Genomic DNA, 21,232 nt, shown 5'->3' with positions numbered 1-21,232 from the left:
ATTATGATCAGTAAATTTTTTATCGACCGACCGAAATTTGCGTTTGTTATCTCGATCTTCCTGACCTTGATTGGTTTGATTGCGATTAAAACCATGCCGATTTCAGAGTACCCAAGCGTGACGCCTCCGCAAGTTCGTGTCGTCGCGTTCATGCCGGGTGCCAGTGCTGAAACTGTAAAAGAGGTGATTGGTAATCCAATTGAAGAGGAAGTGAACGGTGTTGATGGCATGGTTTACATGCAGTCGCGTTCAACCAACGATGGTCGTTACTTCTTAAACATTACCTTTGATAACAGTGTTGATGCCGATATGGCGATGGTTAACGTATCTAACCGCGTTGCTGTTGCTGAAAACATGCTGCCGTTTGAAGTTCGTGCTCGTGGTGTGCGAATTCGTAAAGCCGCGCCGGATGACTTGCTCGCGATTGCTTTCTACTCTGAAGATCAATCCATGTCAGAGCTAGAGCTTAATAGCTGGGTTGAAGCAAACTTCATGGAGCGTATCGCTCGTATCTCTGGCTTGGCGAGCAGTGATTTGATTGGTGCGACCTATGGCATGCGAGTGTGGCTTGATATGGACCGCATGGCGTCATTAGGTGTGACAACGTTTGATGTGAAGAACGCGATTCGTGAACAAAATGCAGTAGTGCCTGCAGGGCGAATTGGCCAAGGTCCAAGTCGTGAAAATGCCGCATTGCAGTTTAACTTGATCACACAAGGTCGACTGTCGAGTGCAGAAGAGTTTGAACAAATTATTGTAAAAACCTTAGCAGACGGCAATCAAATCTATCTGAAAGATGTATCTAACGTAGAGATTGGCAGCCAATTCTATGATGCCTACGCAACCTACAATGGCGGAGATGCTGCTCTAGTCGCAATGCAGGCTAACCCAGATGCCAACGCTTTGGAAACAGGCGCTGCGGTTAAATCGGTATTGGAAGACATCGAAAGCATCATGCCTGCCGGTATGACTTACGCGATCCCATACGACACCACTTTATCGGTTGAAGCGTCTATTCGCAGTATCGTCGAAACCTTAATTGTTGCTGTCGGGCTTGTGATTGCGGTGACTTACCTGTTCTTAGGTAATGTCAGAACAACACTTGCACCTGTGATCGCGATTCCTGTGTCTTTGATTGGTACTTTTGCTTTCATGCAATTGGGTGGCTTTAGTATCAATACCGTTACCTTATTTGGCTTGATTCTGGCGATTGGTATCGTGGTGGACAATGCCATTTTGGTGGTTGAGAACGTAGAACGCATTCTCAATGAAAACCAAACCATTGATGCCAAAGAAGCCACCAATCGAGCGATGAAAGAAGTCACTGGCCCGATTGTCGCGTCAACATTGGTCATGCTTGCGGTGTTTATCCCTGTGGCATTGCTGCCAGGCATCACGGGGCTGATGTTTGCTCAGTTCTCTATCACCATCTGTATTGCTTTGGTGCTATCCGCTATCAATGCACTCACTTTGTCACCTGCACTATGTGCAATGGTTATGAAGCGTAACCCTAAGCCTGCTAAGTGGTTTGTGGCATTCAATGCAATGTTCGACAAAGTAACAAACGCGTATGGCAAAGCAGTCTCTTTATTGGTGCGTAAATCAGCTGTGCTTCTGGTTTCGTTCGCAGTGGCTATTGCTGCGATGGTGGCGATGAATGACAAGCTACCGACGGCATTTGTTCCAGCTGAAGACAAAGGCGTGTTGGCGCTCGCGATGTTCTTGCCTGATAACGCATCGAAAGAGCGTACTCATGACTTGATTCGTCAAGCTGAAGCGGTATTAAACCAAGACCCAGCAATTGAAGACTTCGCAGGTGCGATTGGCTTCAATGCTCTGACCGGTGGTGTTGCCGCTAACTCAGCGACCATGTTCGTCAATTTGAAAGACTGGGATGAGCGTCTTGCAATGGATGGCGACCATACACAAGCTGCGGTTGCCCAGCGCATCAACATGCAATTGTATGGCATTGATAAGTCGATGAGCATCGCTATGGGTCTACCACCTATTCCAGGTATTGGTATCGGTGATGCACTTGAGTTCATGGTGCAAGACACGTCTGGACGCACTGCTCAAGAACTCGCGCAAGTGACTTACGCAATGATGGCAGCGGCCAATCAAGCGCCAGAAATCACCAATGCGATGACGACTTATCGTGCAAATGTTCCACATTACAACGTCGAAATTGATCGCGAGAAAGCGCGTCAGTTAGGCGTACCACTCAGTGCAATTAACGATGCGATGGCGACACATCTAGCGTCTTCATACGTTAATGACTTTGCACTAAACGGAAGAAGTTACCGAGTTTTTGTTCAAGCTAAAGGGGAACAACGAAATGATCTATCTGATGTGCTACGCATACATGTCCCGTCGGCGCTTGGCGAGCAAGTTCCGTTGTCTGCTGTCGCTACGATCGAACCGACATTAGAACCTGACCTAGTTACAAGCTACAACATGTTACCTGCGGCACGTTTGCAGCTAAATCCAGCTCCAGGTTACTCATCTGGTGAGGCAATTGATGCAATGGAGCGTATCGCCGAGGAAGTTCTTACTCAGGGTTATACCTATGAGTGGACCAACATGGCTTATCAAGAGAAGTTGGCGGGGAACACGGCTCAAATCGCTCTGGTTTTAGCACTGGTATTCATCTACTTGTTCCTTGTTGCTCAGTACGAATCGTGGGCTCTGCCTGCTGCGATCATCATTGTGGCTCCAACCGCGGCTGTGGGCACCTTCGCGGCGCTATTAGCGGGTGGGCAAGCCTTGTCTATCTACGGTCAAATTGGCTTGATTCTATTGATTTCCCTTGCAGCTAAGAACGCGATTCTGATGGTCGAGTTTTCAAAGCTGAAGCGTGAAACTCAAGGTTTAAGCATCGAAGAGGCAGCAATCCAAGGCGGCAAGATGCGTTTTAGAGCCGTAAACATGACGTCATGGTCATTCATCCTTGGCATCTTGCCTTTGGTGTTTGCCAATGGTGCAGGGGCTATATCTCAGAACACCACTGGATTGGCACTACTGGGTGGCATGTTGATGGTGCTGGTGGTCGGTTCGATGATGACTCCGGGCTTCTATGCCATTTTCCAAACACTCCGTGAAAAGCTGAAAACGAAACAACAGTAACCCATAGCCTCAATAAAGTGACGGCAAAGGTGTGTTGTTGCTTTATTGATGGTTTTTACCCCTCGTTATGAATTTTAAAGATTGTTTTTACCGTCTGATAATTGAGGGAGGCAGGGAGTATTTCTCTGACCAAGTTATTAAACATGAGCCATGTGAGTACGGAAGCGGCTATGGCTCCAATGAGAATAAGGTTTACACATGAAAAAACTATTACTGACCGCTTCAATGTTAGCTGCAATGTCTGGTACTGCTTTGGCGAATGAAGAAGAAAGCCAAGTGATTGATCCATCAGATCTAACTCGTGTTTATACACAAGCGGCTTTTTTTGTTACTTCTGACGCTGATATCCGTTTGTCTTCAATGCTAACCGGATCATGGACTGAAACGACTCAGTTCGGTGGCTTTATCGAAGGTAACTTTGGCGACTCAGATGCTAAGCCGGGCAAAGATTCAATGGGCGTTGACTACCTTGGTAGCCGAGCTCAATATTTCCAAGTATCAGCAATTGATAGCTCATTGATGCCACGTGTTGGCTTCATGGCGGACTTCATCCACACTAAGAACTCGGCATTGGGCTTGGATGACAATACCTTGATGTCTGTCGGTGCTATTGGCTTGATTAACCCTGCTTATACCGGCGGTGCAATGCTGTTTCCAAACGTAAACTACACCATCGGTGAAGTGTTTGGTGAAACGGCAGACGGCTACATGCTAAACCTGTTTGCTACTATCCCAATGGGCGATTCTGGCGCGTTCGTTCAAGCATGGCCTGAGTACATGAACGTTTCTGGCGATACAGTGGAACTTGAATCGACGTCTTTCAACATCATGATGAACGCTCCTATTAAGGAAGACCGAACTCAGTGGCTAATGACGAAACTGCAATATGCATCTGCAGATGTCACTCTACCAACAGGCGTTACGCTAGAAGGTGACTACGAGCTAAAAGCAGAAGTCGGCGTGAAGTGGTTCTTTTAAAACACCTGAGTGAGCTAATTATGGTTCAACTAGCCATGGTTTAACTATCTATGGTTTAGCGACCTAACAAGCGATAACTGAGCTATGGTTTAAATAAGAAGAGAGCTAATGATGTTAGGTCTCTTCTTTTGTTTTATGGCGTTAAAGATAGTTTTAATCCAGTTAACTCGATGCTTGAACCATAATTCAACATGGTCATTTCGTTGTTTTAAGATTACACTGCGCCCAATATTTCAGAAGTACATATTTAGGTAGAGGTCACCATGGACCAAGAACATTACGAAGACGCTGATTACGAAGGTCAAGAGCTGGGCGAAGAAGGCGAAGAGATTGAAATTGAAGCAATTGGTATTGATGTTTCATCACAGCCAATCGAGCTCTACAAAGTGTTTAAAATTGCTAACCTAGTGAGTGGTGGCGGTGAAGCTAAGCACATCATCTCTGAAGGCTACGTAGCGGTAAATGGTGAGCTGGAAACGCGTAAGCGTCGTAAAATGTACGATGGCGACTTCTTTGAATTCAACCAAGAATACTATGTAGTGGTGTGTGATCAGCCAGTACAAGAAGAATCAGAAAAGCCGAAAAAGAAAGAAGCGCCTAAAAAAGAGAACAAGGCGAAGAAAGGTCAGTCTAAAAAGGATTCTAAGAAGAAAGAATCTAAGAAAAGCAAAGCAGAAATGCTAAGCGCAAAGGCTGAACCAAAGAAAGAGAAAAAAGAGAAGAAACCGAAAAAGAAAGCGGACACGCCGAAGCCAACACGTGATGACAAAAGCGGCCGTAATTCGATTGAGTTCTTCTAAGTTATAGTTCTAAAGTACAGCTCTAAACTGCTGATCTAAAACTATTCTTTCAAAACGCAAGCAAGGTTAGACCTAGGTTTACGTTAAGCAAATATCAAAAGGCTCACTATTTAGTGAGCCTTTTTTGAATGAGCTAGGTTGAATTTAAATAGAACCCTAACTGACTTGTTCTACTTTGTTTGATTGCTTAGAGCGCTTGAACGCGTAAATCATATAACCGATGACGCTTGTAGCAACAATAACAGAGCAGATTCGGACAAAGTTAATCAACATCGGTGCGTTCTCAATAAACTCGTTAATTCCCCAAAGTAAAACGAGAGAGAATACAAACATGATGAGTAGCCCCCAACAAGGTGCATCGACTTTACCCGGCACAACATACCAACCATCTTCTTTGATCGGTTTGTTCAAACGAGCATATTCTGCTTGTTGACCTTTGACGGTGTAGAGGTGCATTTCTGTCTGTTTACCGGTTAGCAACAAGCTTGCAGCGTATGCGACAGTAGCATTGACTAACACACCGATTACACAGTACCAAGGCCAAGCAATATCAGTCGCAACAGCAACATACCAAATCGCCAAGAAGCTTGCAGCAACACCGATTAATAGTCCCTTCTCTGTAATATGTTTAGAATAAAAACCAAGCACGAACATACAGAAGTTTGCACCTACAAAATAGGAACCTGCTTTACTTAATATTTCTAAAACTGAGCCGGTGCTGGTTGCAAACATGAAGGCTGGAATGATGATACATAACGCCCACATAACCGTGAAGAAACGCGATACTTTGAGGTAATGTTCCTCTGACTCGTTTTTCTTGTAAAAGCGTTTGTAGAAGTCAGAAACAGAGACGGTAGCCATAGAGTTAAAAGCGGAATCTAGACTAGACATGCTTGCTGCAAGAATAGCTGCAGCGATGATTCCCATCAGGCCTGGCATACCATATTCGCTGGCATAGTGCAGGATGATGGTGTTGCCATTTTCGAACTCTTTGCCATCGTAATAAGCGTTGAATAACACGCCTAACAGGATAAATACGAAGTAGATGAAGAAAGCAACGTAACCCATCATTAGCATCGCTTTTTTCGCATCACCCATGTTTTTAGCCGCCATACAGCGTTGAACCATCATTTGGTTACCGCCATAAACAGTGGTGTGGAACATTGTCATTGCGATAACGCCAGCCCATACGGTGGTAACTTGGCTCAAATCTAAATTGGTTTGTAACGCATTCGTCATGCCTTGTGACTTGAGATCTTGCATCACTTCGGTCATGGGTTGTGGCATGCCATTCCAGACGGCTTCAATGATGATAAATGCGCCAAGAAACAGAATGACCGCTTGGATTACATCTGTCCAAATAACGGCGGCAATTCCCCCCATTACGGTATAAATCAGTGCGATAACAGTAACAATGACGATGCAGTAAGTAACGTCGATACCGGTAATGAACTCGAGGATTAGTGAGGTTGCATACAAGACTGCAGCTGAGCTTATTGCTTGTTTAATTAAGAAGATCAAAGACAGAGTGATACGTGAGGCTTTACCAAAGCGTCGTTCTTGATACTCATAAATTGAGGTTAGACCGTTGTTGTAGAAAAACGGCATAAACACAGCAACGATAAAGAAAATCACTAACGGGTAGTTTAGGTGGATAGCGATCACTGATAAGCCTTCTTTGTAAGACCAAGCTGGTCCACCTAAGAAAGACATAGCACTGACATAGGTACACACAACGGAAATACCGATGGCCCACCATGGAATATTTTTATCGCCTAATGCAAATTGGTTAGCGGAAGTCACACGTCTACCAACGAGTGCACCCATAACTAAAGTAAGGACGATATAAGTACCAAGAATTGTCCAGTTTAAAGCTCCAAACTCATACATGCTCACGTCCTTTTAATTGTTCATCCATTTGCTCAAACAGATCGTAACCAAGCTGTTTTAATATGTGCGCTATATCGATAGCGACCCAGTTTTCCTTGAGTAATTCTCCTTCGCGTCGCCAGATATCCATAACACGAAGTTCGATGTGCTTGCCTGTAGGTGCTAACCCTAACCAGCCACTGCTACCAGTATGTGTACCGTGCATGTGTGGCCAACCACCTGTGGATACGTAGTCATTTTTGGACAAAATGTTGAGCTCTATATCGACACTTCGATCAGGGAACGCAAATACAAAAGGTCCTTGATGGTGGTCTCTGAAACCTTGAATTCCACGTGTCGTACCAATTGCAGCAGGCCCGTACCACATGAAATCGTCATGCCAGTAGTTTTCTAGATCCATTGAATCAAGGCGCTTTCCGTCAAATCGACCCAAGCAAGCCAACATGTCTAGGACTAGCTTTTGGCTTTTCTGGCTCTCTTCAGCTGCGATGCTACCCGTATGTATACCGTCTTGAGTCGCTGGGGCAGGGACTAATCCAGCATGACCTAAGCTTTTTCGTAACGGATTAACGCCAGCTTGTTTCATTGCATCAATAAAATCAGGGATTAGATAGGATTCAATAATTTGACCATCTTGGATGCAAACCATTTCGGTGTAGCGCAAGTAGAGCGTTTTTCCTGTTGCTGGAATACCATATAACGGTTGTGTAAATGTGCCGACAAAATAACCCGTAGAGTTTACCCAAGTGCGGCCTTCGTATTCACCTTGCATAACGATTGATGGACGTCGTTCAACATCAGGAAGGGAGGTTACTAGCGGCAATAAGAATGCTTGCTCGGTCGCCTTGACACCAGAGACGTCATTAATCGGATGAGCGACACACCATTTAACATCAGCATTTAGCATCTCGTGGACTACTTGAGTACGTTCTGATGAGTGAGCGTTAAAATAGGTTTTGTAGAAATTCTCAATCAAGCTGTTCAAAATAATACTTCCTTATATAGTTAACCGATTTGGATTAAAATCTGTTTCCAGACCGCACTTTCATCAAGTAGCGTAAACTCTCTACGTAGACCCCAAGGTCCAAACTCTGCATGGCTGATTCCCATGATGTAAACGTCTTTTCCTGTAGGCTTTCCAAACATACCGTAGCCTTCATGCTTGCCTTGCAACGACCAACGAATAGCAGCACGTGGTGACATCATTTCGTCATTGCGACCAATACGGTGGTGAATTTTGAACTCAGCGTTTGGAAATGAAGAGCGAAGTGACATCCAAAACTGGTCTATTTCATTATGAGAGAGTGCTGTTTGCCCACCCGTGTATTCGCCGATACATGCGCGGTCATATTCTGTTGGTATTACTGAGAACTCAGCATTCATTACACGTCGTAGTATGTCTTCATAGCGCTGACCGTATTCACTGTCATTACCTACGCCAAGGTAAGGGCCTTGTATGTCGACCTGAGGAGTGAAAGGGTATGAGCATTGTTCAACGCCACCCTCTACTTCAATTTGTTGACGGGCGTACTCTTCTGACGTCATACCCAGTTGGTTTGAAATCGCAGCGATGTCTCGGATCATCCACTCATCATTGATTTGATTATTGATGGCATGGCAGTCTGCGATAATTCGAAACTTAAGTGTTTTATTCGTGGCTTTACCAAACACGCCATCATTAGTATGAGTTGCTGTTGAAATGATTCGATGTGACGAAAGCATGCCTTGTTCAGGAGTCCCTGACCAAATAACGTCTTCACCCAATAAGGTACGGTTTGGGAACTCGGCTAACGTGCCCATGGTCGCGCTAATGACCTTTTCGTTTCCCTTCGTTATGGAGAGTGGTGTACGGACGATAATGTCAGGTGAGTAATAGTTATGCAGGGTACTCAGACCTCGATCTTCCCAAATTTCTTTAGTGATACCTAGTATGTAGTCTGGAAAATCTTGCCATTTAGAATCAAAGCCAACCATAGCCATTTATCGCCTCCTGATGCGTCAAAAGTTTCGTTATTGAATTAGTTTTGGTTACGTATCCAATATTGCCTTTTGTTGCTATTGTGTCAATGAGGTGTATTGCATATGTTTCTTTATTGTGGATTAGATCTGTTTTTTAACAATTCACTAAATACGGCTCTCTTAAAATAAATTGAATGAATATTAATTATTGATCGAGTGTATATGAACAACAAAATTGGGTTTAAAGGCAATGCTTTGTTATTTAACTTATTGTATTTAATTGATATTTAGTTTTCGTGAAGAAGTGGGTATTAAATCAGATAATGCTCTGTGATGATTTATAATATCGACGTGATGACGAGAGGGAATTTAGAGTAATGATTCTAGTTTGATGGAGTTTGACTTTGATTGTTAATTATTTGTTTAAGATTGTTTAACTAAGAATGAATTCGCATGCAACAATAAGTTTGAGGGTGATTGGATTGAAAAAGCCACTCAAAGGTGAATATCAAGTGGCTTTGTTCCCGGAAACGTTTAAGACAATAACTCCGGAAGAAACAGTGATATGGCTGGAATAAAGGTGATTATCATTAAAGCCACGAGTAGAGCACCTATCCATCCTATTATGGCTCGAGACAAGGATTCAATGGGTATATTACCGACTTGGCTTGCCATAAAGAGGTTGGCGCCGAGTGGAGGCGTCACGAAGCCTATGGCCAAGTTCACGATCATGACGATACCAAAGTGAATTGGGTCCATTCCTAATGCTGTAACAATAGGCAACAGGATTGGGGTCAAGATAACAATCGCAGCGAGCGTTTCCATGAAGGTGCCAACAATCAGCAGCAATGCAGTGATACAAAGCAAAATAAGTAACTTGTTGTCAGTAATCGACAGGATGAACTGTGCGATTTCGGTTGGCAGGCGTTCAAGCGTTAGGATTCGACCAAAGGTGACCGAAGCGCCAACAATAACGAGTACGGCACCAACCAGTAGCGAGGATTCTAAAATGATCTTCACGACCTTTTTATAATCCAACTCTTTGTAAACAAACATGCCGAAAAACAAACCATACAACACACCGATAGCGGCTGATTCTGTTGGCGTGAAGATACCAGAGTAGATACCACCAAGAATGATGACAGGCAGTAACATTGCCCATATCGCTTCTTTTAATGCTGTAATTCGCTCCGGCCATGTCGCTTTTGTTTCGTTGCCTTTGTAGCCGCGAATTTTGGATACGATCAAACAGTAGCCGATTAACACTAAACCAACCACAAGCCCGGGTACGATTCCTGCCATGAACATTTTAGTGACGGATACTTCGGCGGTGATTGCGTAGACGATCATCACCACAGATGGTGGGATAATCACTCCAATGCCACCTGAAGAAGCAATAAGTGCGCCAGCAAAACTGCGGTCGTAGCCCTTTTTGACCATAGATGGAATCATTGTTAAGCCAATAGCCGCAACGGTTGCCGAGCCAGTACCAGAAATCGATGCGAAGAACATGCACGCTACGATTGCGACAATACCCAAACCACCAGTGAAGTGACCAAAGAAGACTTCAGCAACATGAAGAAGGCGTTTGGATATGCCGCCTTGGCTCATTAAGTTACCAGCAAGCGTGAATAACACGACAGCAAGAAGAGGGAATGAATCTAGCCCTGTGACTAACCCTTGAACTAAAAACTCAACGTTTAAGAAGGGGAGGCTCAATATAGCGAGCATGCTTGCGCCAGCAAGTGCTATCCCAACGGGAACCCCAATAAGAAGCAGTAATCCGAAACTACCAAATAACAAAGCAGAGGTCATAAGCTTAACTCCAACAAACGATTAGAAGTGCGATGTTTTGCTTTCAAGTGACGGTAACGATGCTGAGTGAGTCGAACGGGTTTTGGCGAGTAAGCAATGGTTGAAATACGCTTGTTGATACTGACCACTAAGCGAATGGAACTCAAGACGGCACACACAAGGACTGATGCGTATAAGCATGCGATTGGGATTTCCATTGCTGGCGCTATCTGGCCTAACTTTAAACTGCGCCCAATAACCTTGAAACCAAACCACGCCACAGTACAACTGAAAGCTAGATAAATAAGGTCTGAAAGGATCAAGCTGTAGTGGGTTAAGTTCCCCGGTAGTTTGTCGATGAATAGACGAATACGAATATGTCGGTCATCGCGAATACAGTAGCTGATGCTTAAGTACATTGCCCAAACGAAAAGATAGCGAGCGAGCTCTTCTGCCCATGCAATTGAGGCGTCGAATAGGCGCAATGTAATCTGTAAGCATAATAAAGCGGTCATTAACGAAATAGAGAACACAATAAGTGTTGGTTCGAAGTATCGGTCGAACAGGCGAAACCATTTCATACGTCACTCCTAGGAGATGTTGAAAAGGGCATTGAATGCCAGTGAATACACGACAGAATAGGCTTTAGGGCACTCGTTTATAGAATGCCCTTCAAGACCTGGGATAACGATGGTTAGATCGTTAAAATTATTTGTCGGTGACAGGTAATCGATGAAACGAGGCGCTATTTACAGATGCTCAATCTCAGTAATCACGCTATCGAATAGTTCTTCACCTGTTTTACTACGCAGTTCTTGGTAAACGGCGGCATTCATTTTTTCTTTCATCTGAGCTCGAACGTCGGTTGGTACCACATTCACTGTCATGCCTTTGGCTTCAAGCTCTTTAATGACTTCTTGGTTCTGCTTCGCCGCGAGATCACGCTGTACTGCAATGGTTTCTTGGCTCACTTCATTGATAAGAGTTTGTTGATCGCTCGGGAGAGAATCCCAGAACTCTTTATTCATGAATAGCACGTAGTTAGTGTAAATATGGTTAGTTAGCGATAAGTACTCTTGTGCTTCATAAAAACGCTCAGCGTAAATAGAGTAAACCGCGCTTTCTTGTGAATTGATTAAGCCTTGTTGTAGTGATGTGAAGATCTCACCCCAAGAAAGCGGTGTCGGTGCCGTACCTACCGATTTCCAAGCACTGATTTGTGTTGGGTTAGACGCTGAACGAATCTTTAAGCTGTTCAAGTCTTCAATGCTATTAATCGGTTGCTTGTTATTGGTGATGCTGCGGAAGCCAACTTCCATGAAACCTAAGCCATGAAAGCCTTTTGATTCCATTGAATTAAGAAGTGGTTTGCCGATCTTGTCGCTGTCCAATGCTTTGTGTGCTTGCGCTTCGTCTTCAAACAGGTAGAAGACATCAAGTACGTTGAACTCAGGTACGTAAGGTGAAAGTAACACCGATGCGCCAAACGTCATCTGTAAGTTACCTTGCTGAACAAGCTCTGTGGTTTCTCTTACATCGCCCAGTTGACGGGCAGGGTAGATTTCCACTTCAAGCTCTCCGTTAGAGCGAGATTCCAACTCTTTTTCGAAGTGAAGCATTGCTTTATGGACGGGTGATGTTTCTTGGCTGTCGTGAGCAAGGCGGATCACATTGCTTGCAAAGGTATTCATGCTAGACAGCGTTAAGCCGAGGGCAGTAATCGAGGTAAAGATTGCGCGTTTCATCGTTCTTCCTTGTTCATCACATGGCTTTTATGTGCATTCATTTGAGCCATGTTGTTCAGTGGGTTATTTATCCGCACTTCATATCCTAATTTTTGCATACGAATCCAAAATATAAACACACAACTAACAAGTCAATAACAAATCCATAAAAGTGATAAAGAAGTTAATTTGAATCGATGAAATTTTAGACAAGATCACAGAAAGAAGCCCTAACATGGTATTAGGGCTTCTACTCTAAACTGAATGGGTTTTATTGATGGGAAAATAGAGACTTTCGCAAGGCTGAGTGTAGGTTATGTCAGCCAACCCCTTTATTAACTTAATGATGTACTACCGCGTTCTATGATGGTGCCGGGTTCAAGTAGGTACTCGCCCTTCGCATCTTCATTGTCGTTAATCCGTTGCATCAAGTCTTCGACGGCACTTTTTACGATTTTATCGATAGGCTGGGCAATGGTGGTGAGGTTATAGCTTGGCCAAGCAGCCATAGGGATATCATCGACGCCCATAATTGCGAAGTCTTGTGGGATGTTACACCCAAGCTTTCTCAAACCATCCATAACGCCCATTGCGAGAATATCATTGGCACAGAACACGGCGTCAGGTTTTGATGTGTGTTCCATCAGCTCTTTGGCTGCTTCTAACCCTGCTTCAAAACTGTATTTTGCGTTGATGAAGATAGGGGAGGCCGCTTCACGTGTTTTTGCGGTTTCAGAGAAGCCTAACCAACGTTTGTCACTGGTCATTGATCCTGCGTCACCACTTACGTATGCCAGCTGTTTGTAGCCTTTATCAAGTAAATAATCAGCCGCTTGTGTGCCAGCTTGCTGGTTGTCTAAGCCAGCGCTGTTCGCATTAATGCTTTCTGTATAGCGGTTAATGAGGCTTAAGTGAACGCCAAACTTTTCACACTGTGCAAATGCTCGGGAGGTTAGACGGCTGGTGGCGATGATTAAACCATCAACTTGATATTCAATTGCACGCGAGATAGCGAGATCGAGGTCATCTTTGTCGATAGGGCAGAGCACCACTTGACCGCCACGCTTTTGAATTTCCATCGCGAGCGCACGAGATTGCAAGTCGTACATTGGGTTCGACTCACTATCGAGTGCGATAGCTACAAGTCCTGAGCGATTAGAAATCAAGCTACGAGCAATAGCATTGGGTGTATAGCCAAGCTTGGTAGCGGCATCCATCACCATTTTTCGCTTCTTCTCACTGATACTTGCAGTCGGGCTAAATGCCCGAGAAACGGTAGATTGAGATACGCCAAGCATCTTGGCGACATCAATAGAAGTAACTTTCGCTTTTATGGTGAATCTCCTTATAACGCGATAAATCCAAGCGCAACGTCATAGTCAATGAGTCTGGTTTGATAATTACAATACGTGTAACCGTTGAAATCACAAAGAAAAATTATGAATTCATGACGGCTTGCTCATTTCGAAAGCCATCAATGATCATTTTGTGTTCAGAACCCACACAAAAGAAGGACACGCCAAGTTCTTTCCAGTCACGCGCAGCCTGAGCATTTGCGACGAACATACCTACAGGTTTGTTTGCTTTTTTAGCCGCCTCAATGATCTTGATGCTTGCTTCACGCACGCACTCTTCCTTAACGCTCGCTGCTCCGTAAGATACGGCTAAATCAACTTGCCCGATGAACAGTGCATCAATGCCTTCAACTTTTGCTATAGATTCAGCATTTATCACCCCCTCAGGGTCTTCTATTTGTGCAATTACGACGGTGTTATTTTTGCTGTCTTCTAAGTGGTTCGCCATCGGTTTGGTTGCGTACTTTGCTGCTCGGCTTGAACCGGCATAACCTCGGCCGCCTTCACCGTAATGAGACATTTTCACCAGTTTCTCTGCTTGTTCTGCACTGCATACGTGTGGGATCTGAATACCAGTCGCCCCGCAATCTAGCGCATTCAATATGGTCGATGGGTGGCTGTCTTGGACTCGAACAACGCAAGGAAGTTGGTTGGCACGTGCAGCAAGTAGACAAGCATCCAGAGTCGAACGATCAAAAGGTGCATGTTCAGCATCCAATACAACGAAAGGCAGACCTGCTAGCGCAAGCACTTCAATGATGTGTGGGTGGGGCGTTTTGACAAATGTGCCGAGCAGTTCTGCGTGGTTTAGTGTGTTTTTAAAGTTATCCATTTCTTTTATCTCTCCATTGCAAAGGTATGCAAAACTTAACATGTGTGGTTGTAAAAAAAGAGTAAAAACTATGTGATCAATGCAACATTATATGATTGTTTTTTGCTATTAATAAATGCCATGTTGATGGTGATTATGGTTAAAGTTATTATTTAACAGTGGTTTATGTGCTTTTTGTTTGGTTTTGTCTTCGATTTGCCAAGTGTTAAAAAAATGTTTATGTTTATTTTGCATTCGTATCCAAAAGTATACAAAACAAAGAATAAACTCTGTTAAAACCAATAATCAGCAAACACTAGGCATACGCCACAAGGAGAATTACGCATGGCTCGCATTCTAAAACACGGCATCACTGAAGAAGCATCAGCATCAAACAACGCGCAAGTGCGCCAAACGGTAGAGAACATTCTTTCTGACATTGAAAAGAAAGGTGACAGTGCAGTACGTGAGCTTTCAGAAAAATTTGATAACTGGTCTCCGGAGCAGTTTCGCTTAACAGATGAGCAAATTCAGGCATGTGTGGACGCATTGGACGAATCTACCAAACACGACATTGAATTTGCACAAACACAGGTTCGCAACTTCGCTCAAATCCAACGTGACTCAATGCACGACGTAGAAGTTGAAACGATGCCAGGTGTGGTACTAGGACACAAAAACGTGCCAGTAAACAGTGTTGGTTGTTACATCCCTGGTGGTAAGTACCCATTAGTAGCCTCTGCGCACATGAGTGTTCTTACTGCAAAAGTGGCTGGCGTGAAGCGTGTTATAGCTTGTGCTCCTCCTTTTAACGGCCAACCAAATGTGGCGATTGTTGCGGCAATGGCGATGGCGGGTGCGGATGAGATTTACTGCTTTGGTGGTGTTCAAGCAGTTGGTGCGATGGCGCTTGGTACTGAAACGATTGCACCGGTAGACATGATCGTTGGCCCAGGCAACGCGTTCGTAGCAGAAGCAAAGCGTCAATTGTTTGGTCGTGTTGGTATCGACTTGTTCGCTGGTCCAACAGAAACATTGGTTATTGCTGACGAAGAGGGCTGTGACCCAGAATTAGCGGCAGCGGACTTACTTGGTCAAGCTGAGCACGGTTACAACTCTCCAGCGGTGTTGCTAACGAATAGCGAAACCTTTGCAGAAGAGACAGTAAAAGAGATTGAACGTCAGCTAACGATTCTTCCTACCGCTGAAGTAGCTGGTAAGGCTTGGGAAAACTACGGTCAGGTTATTGTTTGTGATAGCTACGAAGAGATGGTTGAAGTAGCAGATGACATTGCTTCTGAACACGTACAAGTAATGACAAAAGATCCTAAGTACTTCCTAGATAACATGACTAACTACGGTGCGTTGTTCTTAGGCCGTGAGACCAACGTTTCTTACGGTGACAAGTGCATCGGTACTAACCATACATTGCCAACGAATAAAGCTGCACGCTACACCGGTGGTCTTTGGGTCGGTAAATTCATTAAAACATGTACTTACCAACGCGTAACGGAATCAGCTTCGCTAAAAGTAGGTGAGTACTGTTCACGCCTATGTGCACTAGAAGGTTTCGCTGGCCATAAAGAGCAAGCAGACATTCGTGTACGTCGTTACAAAGAAAAATCGGTAGAGGCATAACATGACAAAACTCGCCTTAGTTACAGGCGGCAGTGGCGGCATTGGTGCCGCCATATGTCACAAGCTCGCAAAATCTGGTTACCGCGTTGTGTTTACCTACAACAGTAATGAAAGCGCAGCTCAAACAATCTTAGATACCTTGCAAGGCTCAGGTCATGCCATGTATCAACTCAATGTTGAAGACAGCTCTGCGATTGGCTCATTAGCGGACCAAGTTAAAGAGTCGTCTGCTTCATTAGATTTGCTAGTGAACTGTGCAGGCATGACAAAGTTTGTCGCACACAATGACTTAGCATCCTTGAATGATGAGTTGATAGACAAGATCTTCCGCGTCAATGTTCGTGCGCCATTCGCCATGGTGCGTGCGTTTGAACCCTTACTTCGTAGTGCTAAAGGTTGCGTGGTCAACATCACCTCAATTGCGGCGCAAACCGCAATGGGCAGTAACGTGGCTTACTGTGCGAGTAAGTCTGCAGTCGAGAATATGACACGATCTTTAGGTCGAGCATTGTCTCCTGACATTCGAGTGCTCGCTGTCGCTCCAGGCTTAGTGGATACCGAATTTGTCAAAGGGCTAGATGATGAATGGCGTAATGCACAAGAGCAATCGACACCACTAAAGCGATTAGCCAGTGATGAAGAGGTTGCCAACGCTGTTTATGCCGCTGCGGAACTACTGACATTTTCAACGGGTAATACCATCGCGGTGGATGGTGGCAGGCCGCTAGGTTAGGTAAGAAGGAATTTAGAATGACTCTACAAAATACAATAAATAATAATCTCGTTCGTTACATGGAGCTGATCCCGGGTACAAGTGCTTTCATTGATGCACGTACTCCGGGAAGCGATCTAAAAGATAACTTCTGCATCATTGGTGCTGGTGTGGCTGAAAGCAGCCGTCAGCATGTTCATATTCGCGAAACGGCTGGTTTTAACATCGGTGCTGCTGGTCAGCCTCCAGGTATCAAAAACTCTCTGCACTCTCATCATACTGCTGAGCTATTCGTGGTCTTCAAAGGTCAGTTTAGATTCTATTGGGGTAACGAAGGTGAACACGAAGCGGTGCTTTCACACGGTGATGTCATCTCTATTCCGACCAATCTTTTTAGAGGCTTTGAGGTAGTAGGGCGTGATTACGGCTTTATGTACTCTGTGTTAGGTGGCGATAACTCCGGTGGTGGTGTGGTTTGGCACCCAAGCGTAATTACTGATAGCCAAGGTTACGGTTTGTATCTGAAATCAGACGGTACATTGGTGGATACCATTGACGGTGATGCTATTCCAAATGAGTCTGAGCTGATGCCTCTGCTAACGAGCGAAGAGTTGAGCAAATTTGATACTTACACGGCTGAACAGATGATGCCTTTTGTTGCGCTGAAAAAGGATTATCGAGAGGTTTCTGGTGATTTTGATAAGCCGGGCGTTAAACAGTTTGCGTTAACAGGACACCCATCATCTGACTACGACTTCCAAGTTAAAAGCGTTGATGACGTCAGCATCATGGCTTATGAATTGACTGAAGGTGCAAGTATCCCAGTACACAAACGTAGTGAGAAGCAGGTACTGATTAACTTTGAAGGTGACACGTTGTTAAACATCGTCCAAGACGGCGAGCAGGCGCAAGTCTTGCTGACCACTGGTGATGTGTTCAGTGTTCCAGACGGCGCGTCATACAGCCTTGTAAACCTGCGAGGCACTAGCTTTACTTACGTTGTTCTTGGTTCTGATCAGCCACAAACTGTATAGGGTAACGAATGATGAAACCAGAAGTACCACTGTTATGGCTACCTGGTTTGTTGTGTGATGAAACGTTGTTCCAATACGTCAATAAAGAGCTGCCCAATTGGGTGGCTCCTTTTACTTGTGATTTAGGAACGGAAACATCCATGCAAGCCTTGGCGAGTAAAGTCCTAGATAATGCCCCTGATAGTTTCGTGCTTGGTGGTTTATCTATGGGCGGCATCCTTGCGTTTGAAGTCTTTCGACAGGCACCAGAACGCGTGAAAGGCTTAATCTTAATGGACACCAATTCCGCAGATGAAAAGCCAGAGGTGTCGGAGAAAAGAAATGCTTTAGTCGATAAAGCAAAAGCAGGGGAGTTTGAGTCAATAACCCCTGATATTTTAATGCCAGTGCTTATCCATCCGAACCAGTTAGCGAATCAAGAGCTGACTCAAAGAATCACGCAAATGGCGAATAACATCGGTATGGAAAGGTTTGAGGCTCACGCTCAGGCATTGGCGACTCGTCCTGACGCTAGACCACTACTGGCCGATATTCAGGTTCCTACGTTGATCATTACTGGAAAAGATGACCTGTTATGCCCAATCGACAATCACCTGTTAATGGCAAAACACATCAAACAGGTATCACTTCATGTCATTCCTGATTGTGGGCATTTAGCGACGATGGAACAGCCTAAGATCGTTGCGCAGCATATTCGTAGCTGGTTTGAAGCCAGTCAGCTGTGATTCTTAATAGTGAGCTGGCGAAGTCACTTTTCATGTCGAGTATGCAATATAAAGTGGAGTGCGCTTTATATTGCAATTGCCACTGCATCTAAACATGAGAAGCCTTTGTTGATTTATGAGTCGCTTTCAACCTGATTCGCCACAAACTCTACAAACCTATCCCTGAGTGGGTTGTCACTCTCTCCATTCCAGATTAACCCGACAGGCCAAGTCGCGTGTTCACCTTCTAACTCAATGAATTCCACATCGGTGTTACTAATGTACTGCGCACTGCTGGGTACTATGGTGAAACCGATATTGGCCGAAACCAAGGCAAGTAGAGTCAGAATGTCGTCGGCTTCTTGTGTCTTAGATAAGTCGATTTTATTGGCAAGACAATATTGTTGAATCTGTCTGTCTAATCCGGGGCCACGGTGCTGAGCCAATTTTAGATAAGGCCATTTCGATAACTCAAAGAGAACCTGATCGTTACCTGGCGCTTGCTTGAGAAGATCTTTGTGCACCGCAATCACAAGCGAATCATTGAATAGGGTTAGACTTTCTAAACCCAAAGAGTTAGGTATCCGATTGAAGCTGATATCGAGATCATGGCTCAATAACTCGTCGGTCTGTTGCTTAGACGGTGTGTCATTTAAAGTGACATGAACGTCTGGGTATTGCTGTTTATAAGCCGCAATCAGCTTGGGCGCTTCATGATAAGTGGACACGCCAAAGCCTATGTTCAAATGTCCCTGAGTTCCTTTCACCACAGAGCCTGAAAGCTGCTCAAACGCCTGCATTGAATGAACTAAACGTTGGGCTTCTGTCAGTAATGTTTTACCCGCATGCGTCAGCTCTGCGCCATTTCTGCCACGAGAGAATAGACTCGTCCCAATGTTGGATTCAAGTCGTTGGATCTTTTTGGTAAGAGCTGACTGAGTGATGCAGAGCTGCTCTGATGCCAGGCGATAATTGCCCGATTTAGCTAACTGACAAAATGCCTTCAGTAAATCAAATTCCATTCCAAATGCTCATTGAACTAAGAATATCTTTCATTATATGGAATTGAATCGATTTTTTATACTGAGTCCAGACCAAATCAGATTAAGCGAAATTGAGGACGAATCATGAAGAGAGATATTAAAGTAGCGTCGGTTCAATTCAACCATCATGCAGGTGACAAGGCGTATAACCTATCTGTGATAGAAGAATATGTTCGACAAGCTTCGGAGAGTGGTGTGGAGATCATCAGTTTCCCAGAGATGTGCATTACTGGCTACTGGCATGTGTCTGCTTTGTCGCGAGACGAGATAGAAGCACTAGCGGAACCTGTGCCGAACGGTGAATCTACTCAACAGCTGATTGCACTGGCAACACAGTTTGGGATGAGTGTTGGCGCAGGCTTGATAGAGCAGGGTGTGGATGGCGAGTTATACAACACTTATGTGTTCGCGATGCCAAATGGAGAAGTTCAGAAACACCGTAAACTGCACACCTTTGTGAGCCCACATATGAGCAGCGGCGACCAATACACTGTGTTCGATACGCCCCACGGTTGCAAAGTCGGTATCTTGATTTGTTGGGATAACAACTTGGTTGAGAATGTTCGAATTACCGCATTGAAAGGCGCCGATATTTTGATTGCACCACACCAGACGGGCGGTTGCCAGTCACGTAGCCCCAATGCGATGAAGCGAATTGACCCAGATTTATGGTTTAACCGAGATGAAAACCCAGAGGTGATTCGTGCTGAAATGCAGGGTAAAAATGGGCGCGAATGGCTAATGCGTTGGTTGCCTGCAAGAGCACACGATAACGGTATGTTTGTGGTGTTCAGCAATGGTGTGGGTGTTGATATGGATGAAGTGAGAACAGGCAATGCGATGATCTTAAGCCCTTATGGGGAAATCATCACCGAGACGGACAGCGTTGATGACGATATGGTGATTGCGAATTTGAAAGCGCAAGAGCTAGAGATGTGTACCGGGAGACGTTGGATTCGTGGTCGTAAGCCTGAGCTTTATCATTCGCTGACGCAGTCGTTAGGTCATGAATTGGATCCACACCAAGCGCGTTTTGCAGAGAAGTAATGGTGTAAGCTCGGGAGAAAAAGGATGTATTAGTAGCGGTTAGAAGGGTGGGGAAGTTGAAAGAGAAGTGAGGGTTTTTGATGTAGTCTACCCACTTAAATCATGTTTAAGTGGGTAGACTATTTACACATTAAGCATTAGGTATCAAGCATCTAAGTTCTATTCTCAGTGTCTTGTATGAGAAGAAGTCAGCTCTGATGCACGCAATTGAGCAACGGCTTTCGCCAATTCTAGCTGAGCTTGTGCAAAGTTAATGTCTATGTTGCCCTTGTTGATGTTCTCTAGAGCGGCATATTTCGCTTCTTCTGCGCGAGCGCGGTCAATGTCTTTACCATGCAAGGCCGTGTCGGCTAATAACGTAACCACATCCGGCTGAACTTCCAGCATCCCACCAGAAACATACAGCACTTGGCCTTCTGATTTAGGGTCTGTAACAAACACGGTTACGCCCGGTTTGATCTTACTGAGAAGCGGGGAGTGACCGGGGCGAATCCCCAGTTCACCATCAGCGCCAGAAACGGCTAGGGCATACGCTGGACCTGAAAACAGCGTACCTTCCGCACTTACAATATTAAGTTGAAATGTATTATCTGTAATTCCGATAGCCATGGTGCACCTAC

General features: G+C 44.7%; 18 protein-coding genes. 8 read left to right on the top strand and 10 right to left on the bottom strand.

Going from position 1 to position 21,232, the window contains the following annotated elements; genetic code table 11:
* The first annotated feature begins 3 nt into the window (after positions 1 to 3).
* From MSG34_RS15330 to MSG34_RS15320, 3 genes are all read left to right on the top strand, one after another.
* Positions 4 to 3,123: an efflux RND transporter permease subunit gene (locus MSG34_RS15330; protein ID WP_248338313.1), complete on the top strand. Its 3,120-nt coding sequence runs from the start codon at positions 4 to 6 to the stop codon at positions 3,121 to 3,123.
* 198 nt (positions 3,124 to 3,321) lie between these two features.
* Entirely contained in the window at positions 3,322 to 4,101 is a 780-nt protein-coding gene (locus MSG34_RS15325; RefSeq protein WP_243584905.1) for a hypothetical protein, read from the top strand.
* 263 nt (positions 4,102 to 4,364) lie between these two features.
* Positions 4,365 to 4,901, top strand: coding sequence for an RNA-binding S4 domain-containing protein (locus tag MSG34_RS15320; protein ID WP_048611027.1), 537 nt, complete (start codon positions 4,365 to 4,367; stop codon positions 4,899 to 4,901).
* 156 nt (positions 4,902 to 5,057) lie between these two features.
* Here MSG34_RS15320 and MSG34_RS15315 read toward each other — a convergent pair whose 3' ends face one another.
* The 8 genes from MSG34_RS15315 to MSG34_RS15280 form a co-directional block, all read right to left on the bottom strand.
* Entirely contained in the window at positions 5,058 to 6,791 is a 1,734-nt protein-coding gene (locus MSG34_RS15315; RefSeq protein ID WP_248338311.1) for a sodium/solute symporter, read from the bottom strand.
* Entirely contained in the window at positions 6,784 to 7,782 is a 999-nt protein-coding gene (locus MSG34_RS15310) for an ester cyclase (RefSeq protein ID WP_348983365.1), read from the bottom strand. Before MSG34_RS15310 ends, MSG34_RS15315 begins: the two co-directional genes overlap by 8 nt.
* Positions 7,783 to 7,796: 14 nt before the next feature.
* Complete coding sequence (locus MSG34_RS15305) at positions 7,797 to 8,771, bottom strand: ester cyclase (protein ID WP_248338308.1); 975 nt, start codon at positions 8,769 to 8,771, stop codon at positions 7,797 to 7,799.
* Between the two features lie 513 nt (positions 8,772 to 9,284).
* Complete coding sequence (locus tag MSG34_RS15300; RefSeq protein WP_050643927.1) at positions 9,285 to 10,565, bottom strand: TRAP transporter large permease; 1,281 nt, start codon at positions 10,563 to 10,565, stop codon at positions 9,285 to 9,287.
* Positions 10,562 to 11,125, bottom strand: coding sequence for a TRAP transporter small permease (locus tag MSG34_RS15295; RefSeq protein ID WP_086774247.1), 564 nt, complete (start codon positions 11,123 to 11,125; stop codon positions 10,562 to 10,564). Before MSG34_RS15295 ends, MSG34_RS15300 begins: the two co-directional genes overlap by 4 nt.
* A 168-nt stretch (positions 11,126 to 11,293) precedes the next feature.
* On the bottom strand, positions 11,294 to 12,289 hold the full coding sequence (locus MSG34_RS15290; RefSeq protein WP_086774248.1) for a TRAP transporter substrate-binding protein: 996 nt from the start codon (positions 12,287 to 12,289) through the stop codon (positions 11,294 to 11,296).
* A gap of 314 nt (positions 12,290 to 12,603) precedes the next feature.
* Positions 12,604 to 13,566, bottom strand: a complete 963-nt coding sequence (locus MSG34_RS15285; protein ID WP_248338306.1) for a substrate-binding domain-containing protein — start codon at positions 13,564 to 13,566, stop codon at positions 12,604 to 12,606.
* Between the two features lie 139 nt (positions 13,567 to 13,705).
* Complete coding sequence (locus MSG34_RS15280; protein WP_248338304.1) at positions 13,706 to 14,455, bottom strand: aldolase/citrate lyase family protein; 750 nt, start codon at positions 14,453 to 14,455, stop codon at positions 13,706 to 13,708.
* 324 nt (positions 14,456 to 14,779) lie between these two features.
* Between MSG34_RS15280 and hisD the strand changes: the two genes are divergently transcribed.
* From hisD to MSG34_RS15260, 4 genes are read left to right on the top strand one after another with little or no spacing between them, the layout of a single operon-like run.
* Positions 14,780 to 16,072 carry a histidinol dehydrogenase gene (hisD, locus tag MSG34_RS15275; protein ID WP_048608595.1) on the top strand — a complete coding sequence of 431 codons (1,293 nt, stop codon included), beginning with the start codon at positions 14,780 to 14,782 and terminating at the stop codon, positions 16,070 to 16,072.
* Between the two features lies 1 nt (position 16,073).
* On the top strand, positions 16,074 to 16,805 hold the full coding sequence (locus tag MSG34_RS15270) for an SDR family oxidoreductase (RefSeq protein ID WP_248338302.1): 732 nt from the start codon (positions 16,074 to 16,076) through the stop codon (positions 16,803 to 16,805).
* 17 nt (positions 16,806 to 16,822) lie between these two features.
* On the top strand, positions 16,823 to 17,818 hold the full coding sequence (locus MSG34_RS15265; RefSeq protein ID WP_248338300.1) for a cupin domain-containing protein: 996 nt from the start codon (positions 16,823 to 16,825) through the stop codon (positions 17,816 to 17,818).
* An 8-nt stretch (positions 17,819 to 17,826) separates the two neighbouring features.
* Complete coding sequence (locus MSG34_RS15260; RefSeq protein ID WP_248338298.1) at positions 17,827 to 18,543, top strand: alpha/beta hydrolase; 717 nt, start codon at positions 17,827 to 17,829, stop codon at positions 18,541 to 18,543.
* Positions 18,544 to 18,656: 113 nt separating this feature from the next.
* Here MSG34_RS15260 and MSG34_RS15255 read toward each other — a convergent pair whose 3' ends face one another.
* The gene (locus MSG34_RS15255) at positions 18,657 to 19,544 is read right to left on the bottom strand and encodes a LysR family transcriptional regulator (protein WP_248338296.1); all 888 of its coding nucleotides are present in this window, start codon (positions 19,542 to 19,544) and stop codon (positions 18,657 to 18,659) included.
* Between the two features lie 105 nt (positions 19,545 to 19,649).
* Here MSG34_RS15255 and MSG34_RS15250 point away from each other — a divergent pair, with 105 nt between their 5' ends.
* Positions 19,650 to 20,612 carry a nitrilase family protein gene (locus MSG34_RS15250; protein WP_248338294.1) on the top strand — a complete coding sequence of 321 codons (963 nt, stop codon included), beginning with the start codon at positions 19,650 to 19,652 and terminating at the stop codon, positions 20,610 to 20,612.
* 165 nt (positions 20,613 to 20,777) lie between these two features.
* On the opposite strand, the gene MSG34_RS15245 is transcribed toward MSG34_RS15250, so the two are convergent.
* Entirely contained in the window at positions 20,778 to 21,221 is a 444-nt protein-coding gene (locus tag MSG34_RS15245) for a F0F1 ATP synthase subunit epsilon (protein ID WP_017060844.1), read from the bottom strand.
* Positions 21,222 to 21,232: the final 11 nt, after the last annotated feature.

It is taken from the genome of Vibrio sp. 1CM2L, from assembly GCF_023161695.1.
In the GTDB taxonomy this organism is placed as follows: domain Bacteria; phylum Pseudomonadota; class Gammaproteobacteria; order Enterobacterales; family Vibrionaceae; genus Vibrio; species Vibrio coralliirubri.
This window is presented reverse-complemented; position numbering and strand designations above follow the sequence as displayed.

What these genes read in the sequence shown, in the direction of transcription:
- MSG34_RS15330 (WP_248338313.1), top strand. Translation starts at nt 4, where the DNA reads ATGATCAGTAAATTTTTTATCGACCGACCGAAATTTGCGTTTGTTATC.
- MSG34_RS15325 (WP_243584905.1), top strand. Translation starts at nt 3,322, where the DNA reads ATGAAAAAACTATTACTGACCGCTTCAATGTTAGCTGCAATGTCTGGT.
- MSG34_RS15320 (WP_048611027.1), top strand. Translation starts at nt 4,365, where the DNA reads ATGGACCAAGAACATTACGAAGACGCTGATTACGAAGGTCAAGAGCTG.
- MSG34_RS15315 (WP_248338311.1), bottom strand. Translation starts at nt 6,791, where the DNA reads ATGTATGAGTTTGGAGCTTTAAACTGGACAATTCTTGGTACTTATATC.
- MSG34_RS15305 (WP_248338308.1), bottom strand. Translation starts at nt 8,771, where the DNA reads ATGGCTATGGTTGGCTTTGATTCTAAATGGCAAGATTTTCCAGACTAC.
- MSG34_RS15300 (WP_050643927.1), bottom strand. Translation starts at nt 10,565, where the DNA reads ATGACCTCTGCTTTGTTATTTGGTAGTTTCGGATTACTGCTTCTTATT.
- MSG34_RS15295 (WP_086774247.1), bottom strand. Translation starts at nt 11,125, where the DNA reads ATGAAATGGTTTCGCCTGTTCGACCGATACTTCGAACCAACACTTATT.
- MSG34_RS15290 (WP_086774248.1), bottom strand. Translation starts at nt 12,289, where the DNA reads ATGAAACGCGCAATCTTTACCTCGATTACTGCCCTCGGCTTAACGCTG.
- MSG34_RS15285 (WP_248338306.1), bottom strand. Translation starts at nt 13,566, where the DNA reads ATGCTTGGCGTATCTCAATCTACCGTTTCTCGGGCATTTAGCCCGACT.
- MSG34_RS15280 (WP_248338304.1), bottom strand. Translation starts at nt 14,455, where the DNA reads ATGGATAACTTTAAAAACACACTAAACCACGCAGAACTGCTCGGCACA.
- hisD (WP_048608595.1), top strand. Translation starts at nt 14,780, where the DNA reads ATGGCTCGCATTCTAAAACACGGCATCACTGAAGAAGCATCAGCATCA.
- MSG34_RS15270 (WP_248338302.1), top strand. Translation starts at nt 16,074, where the DNA reads ATGACAAAACTCGCCTTAGTTACAGGCGGCAGTGGCGGCATTGGTGCC.
- MSG34_RS15265 (WP_248338300.1), top strand. Translation starts at nt 16,823, where the DNA reads ATGACTCTACAAAATACAATAAATAATAATCTCGTTCGTTACATGGAG.
- MSG34_RS15260 (WP_248338298.1), top strand. Translation starts at nt 17,827, where the DNA reads ATGATGAAACCAGAAGTACCACTGTTATGGCTACCTGGTTTGTTGTGT.
- MSG34_RS15255 (WP_248338296.1), bottom strand. Translation starts at nt 19,544, where the DNA reads ATGGAATTTGATTTACTGAAGGCATTTTGTCAGTTAGCTAAATCGGGC.
- MSG34_RS15250 (WP_248338294.1), top strand. Translation starts at nt 19,650, where the DNA reads ATGAAGAGAGATATTAAAGTAGCGTCGGTTCAATTCAACCATCATGCA.
- MSG34_RS15245 (WP_017060844.1), bottom strand. Translation starts at nt 21,221, where the DNA reads ATGGCTATCGGAATTACAGATAATACATTTCAACTTAATATTGTAAGT.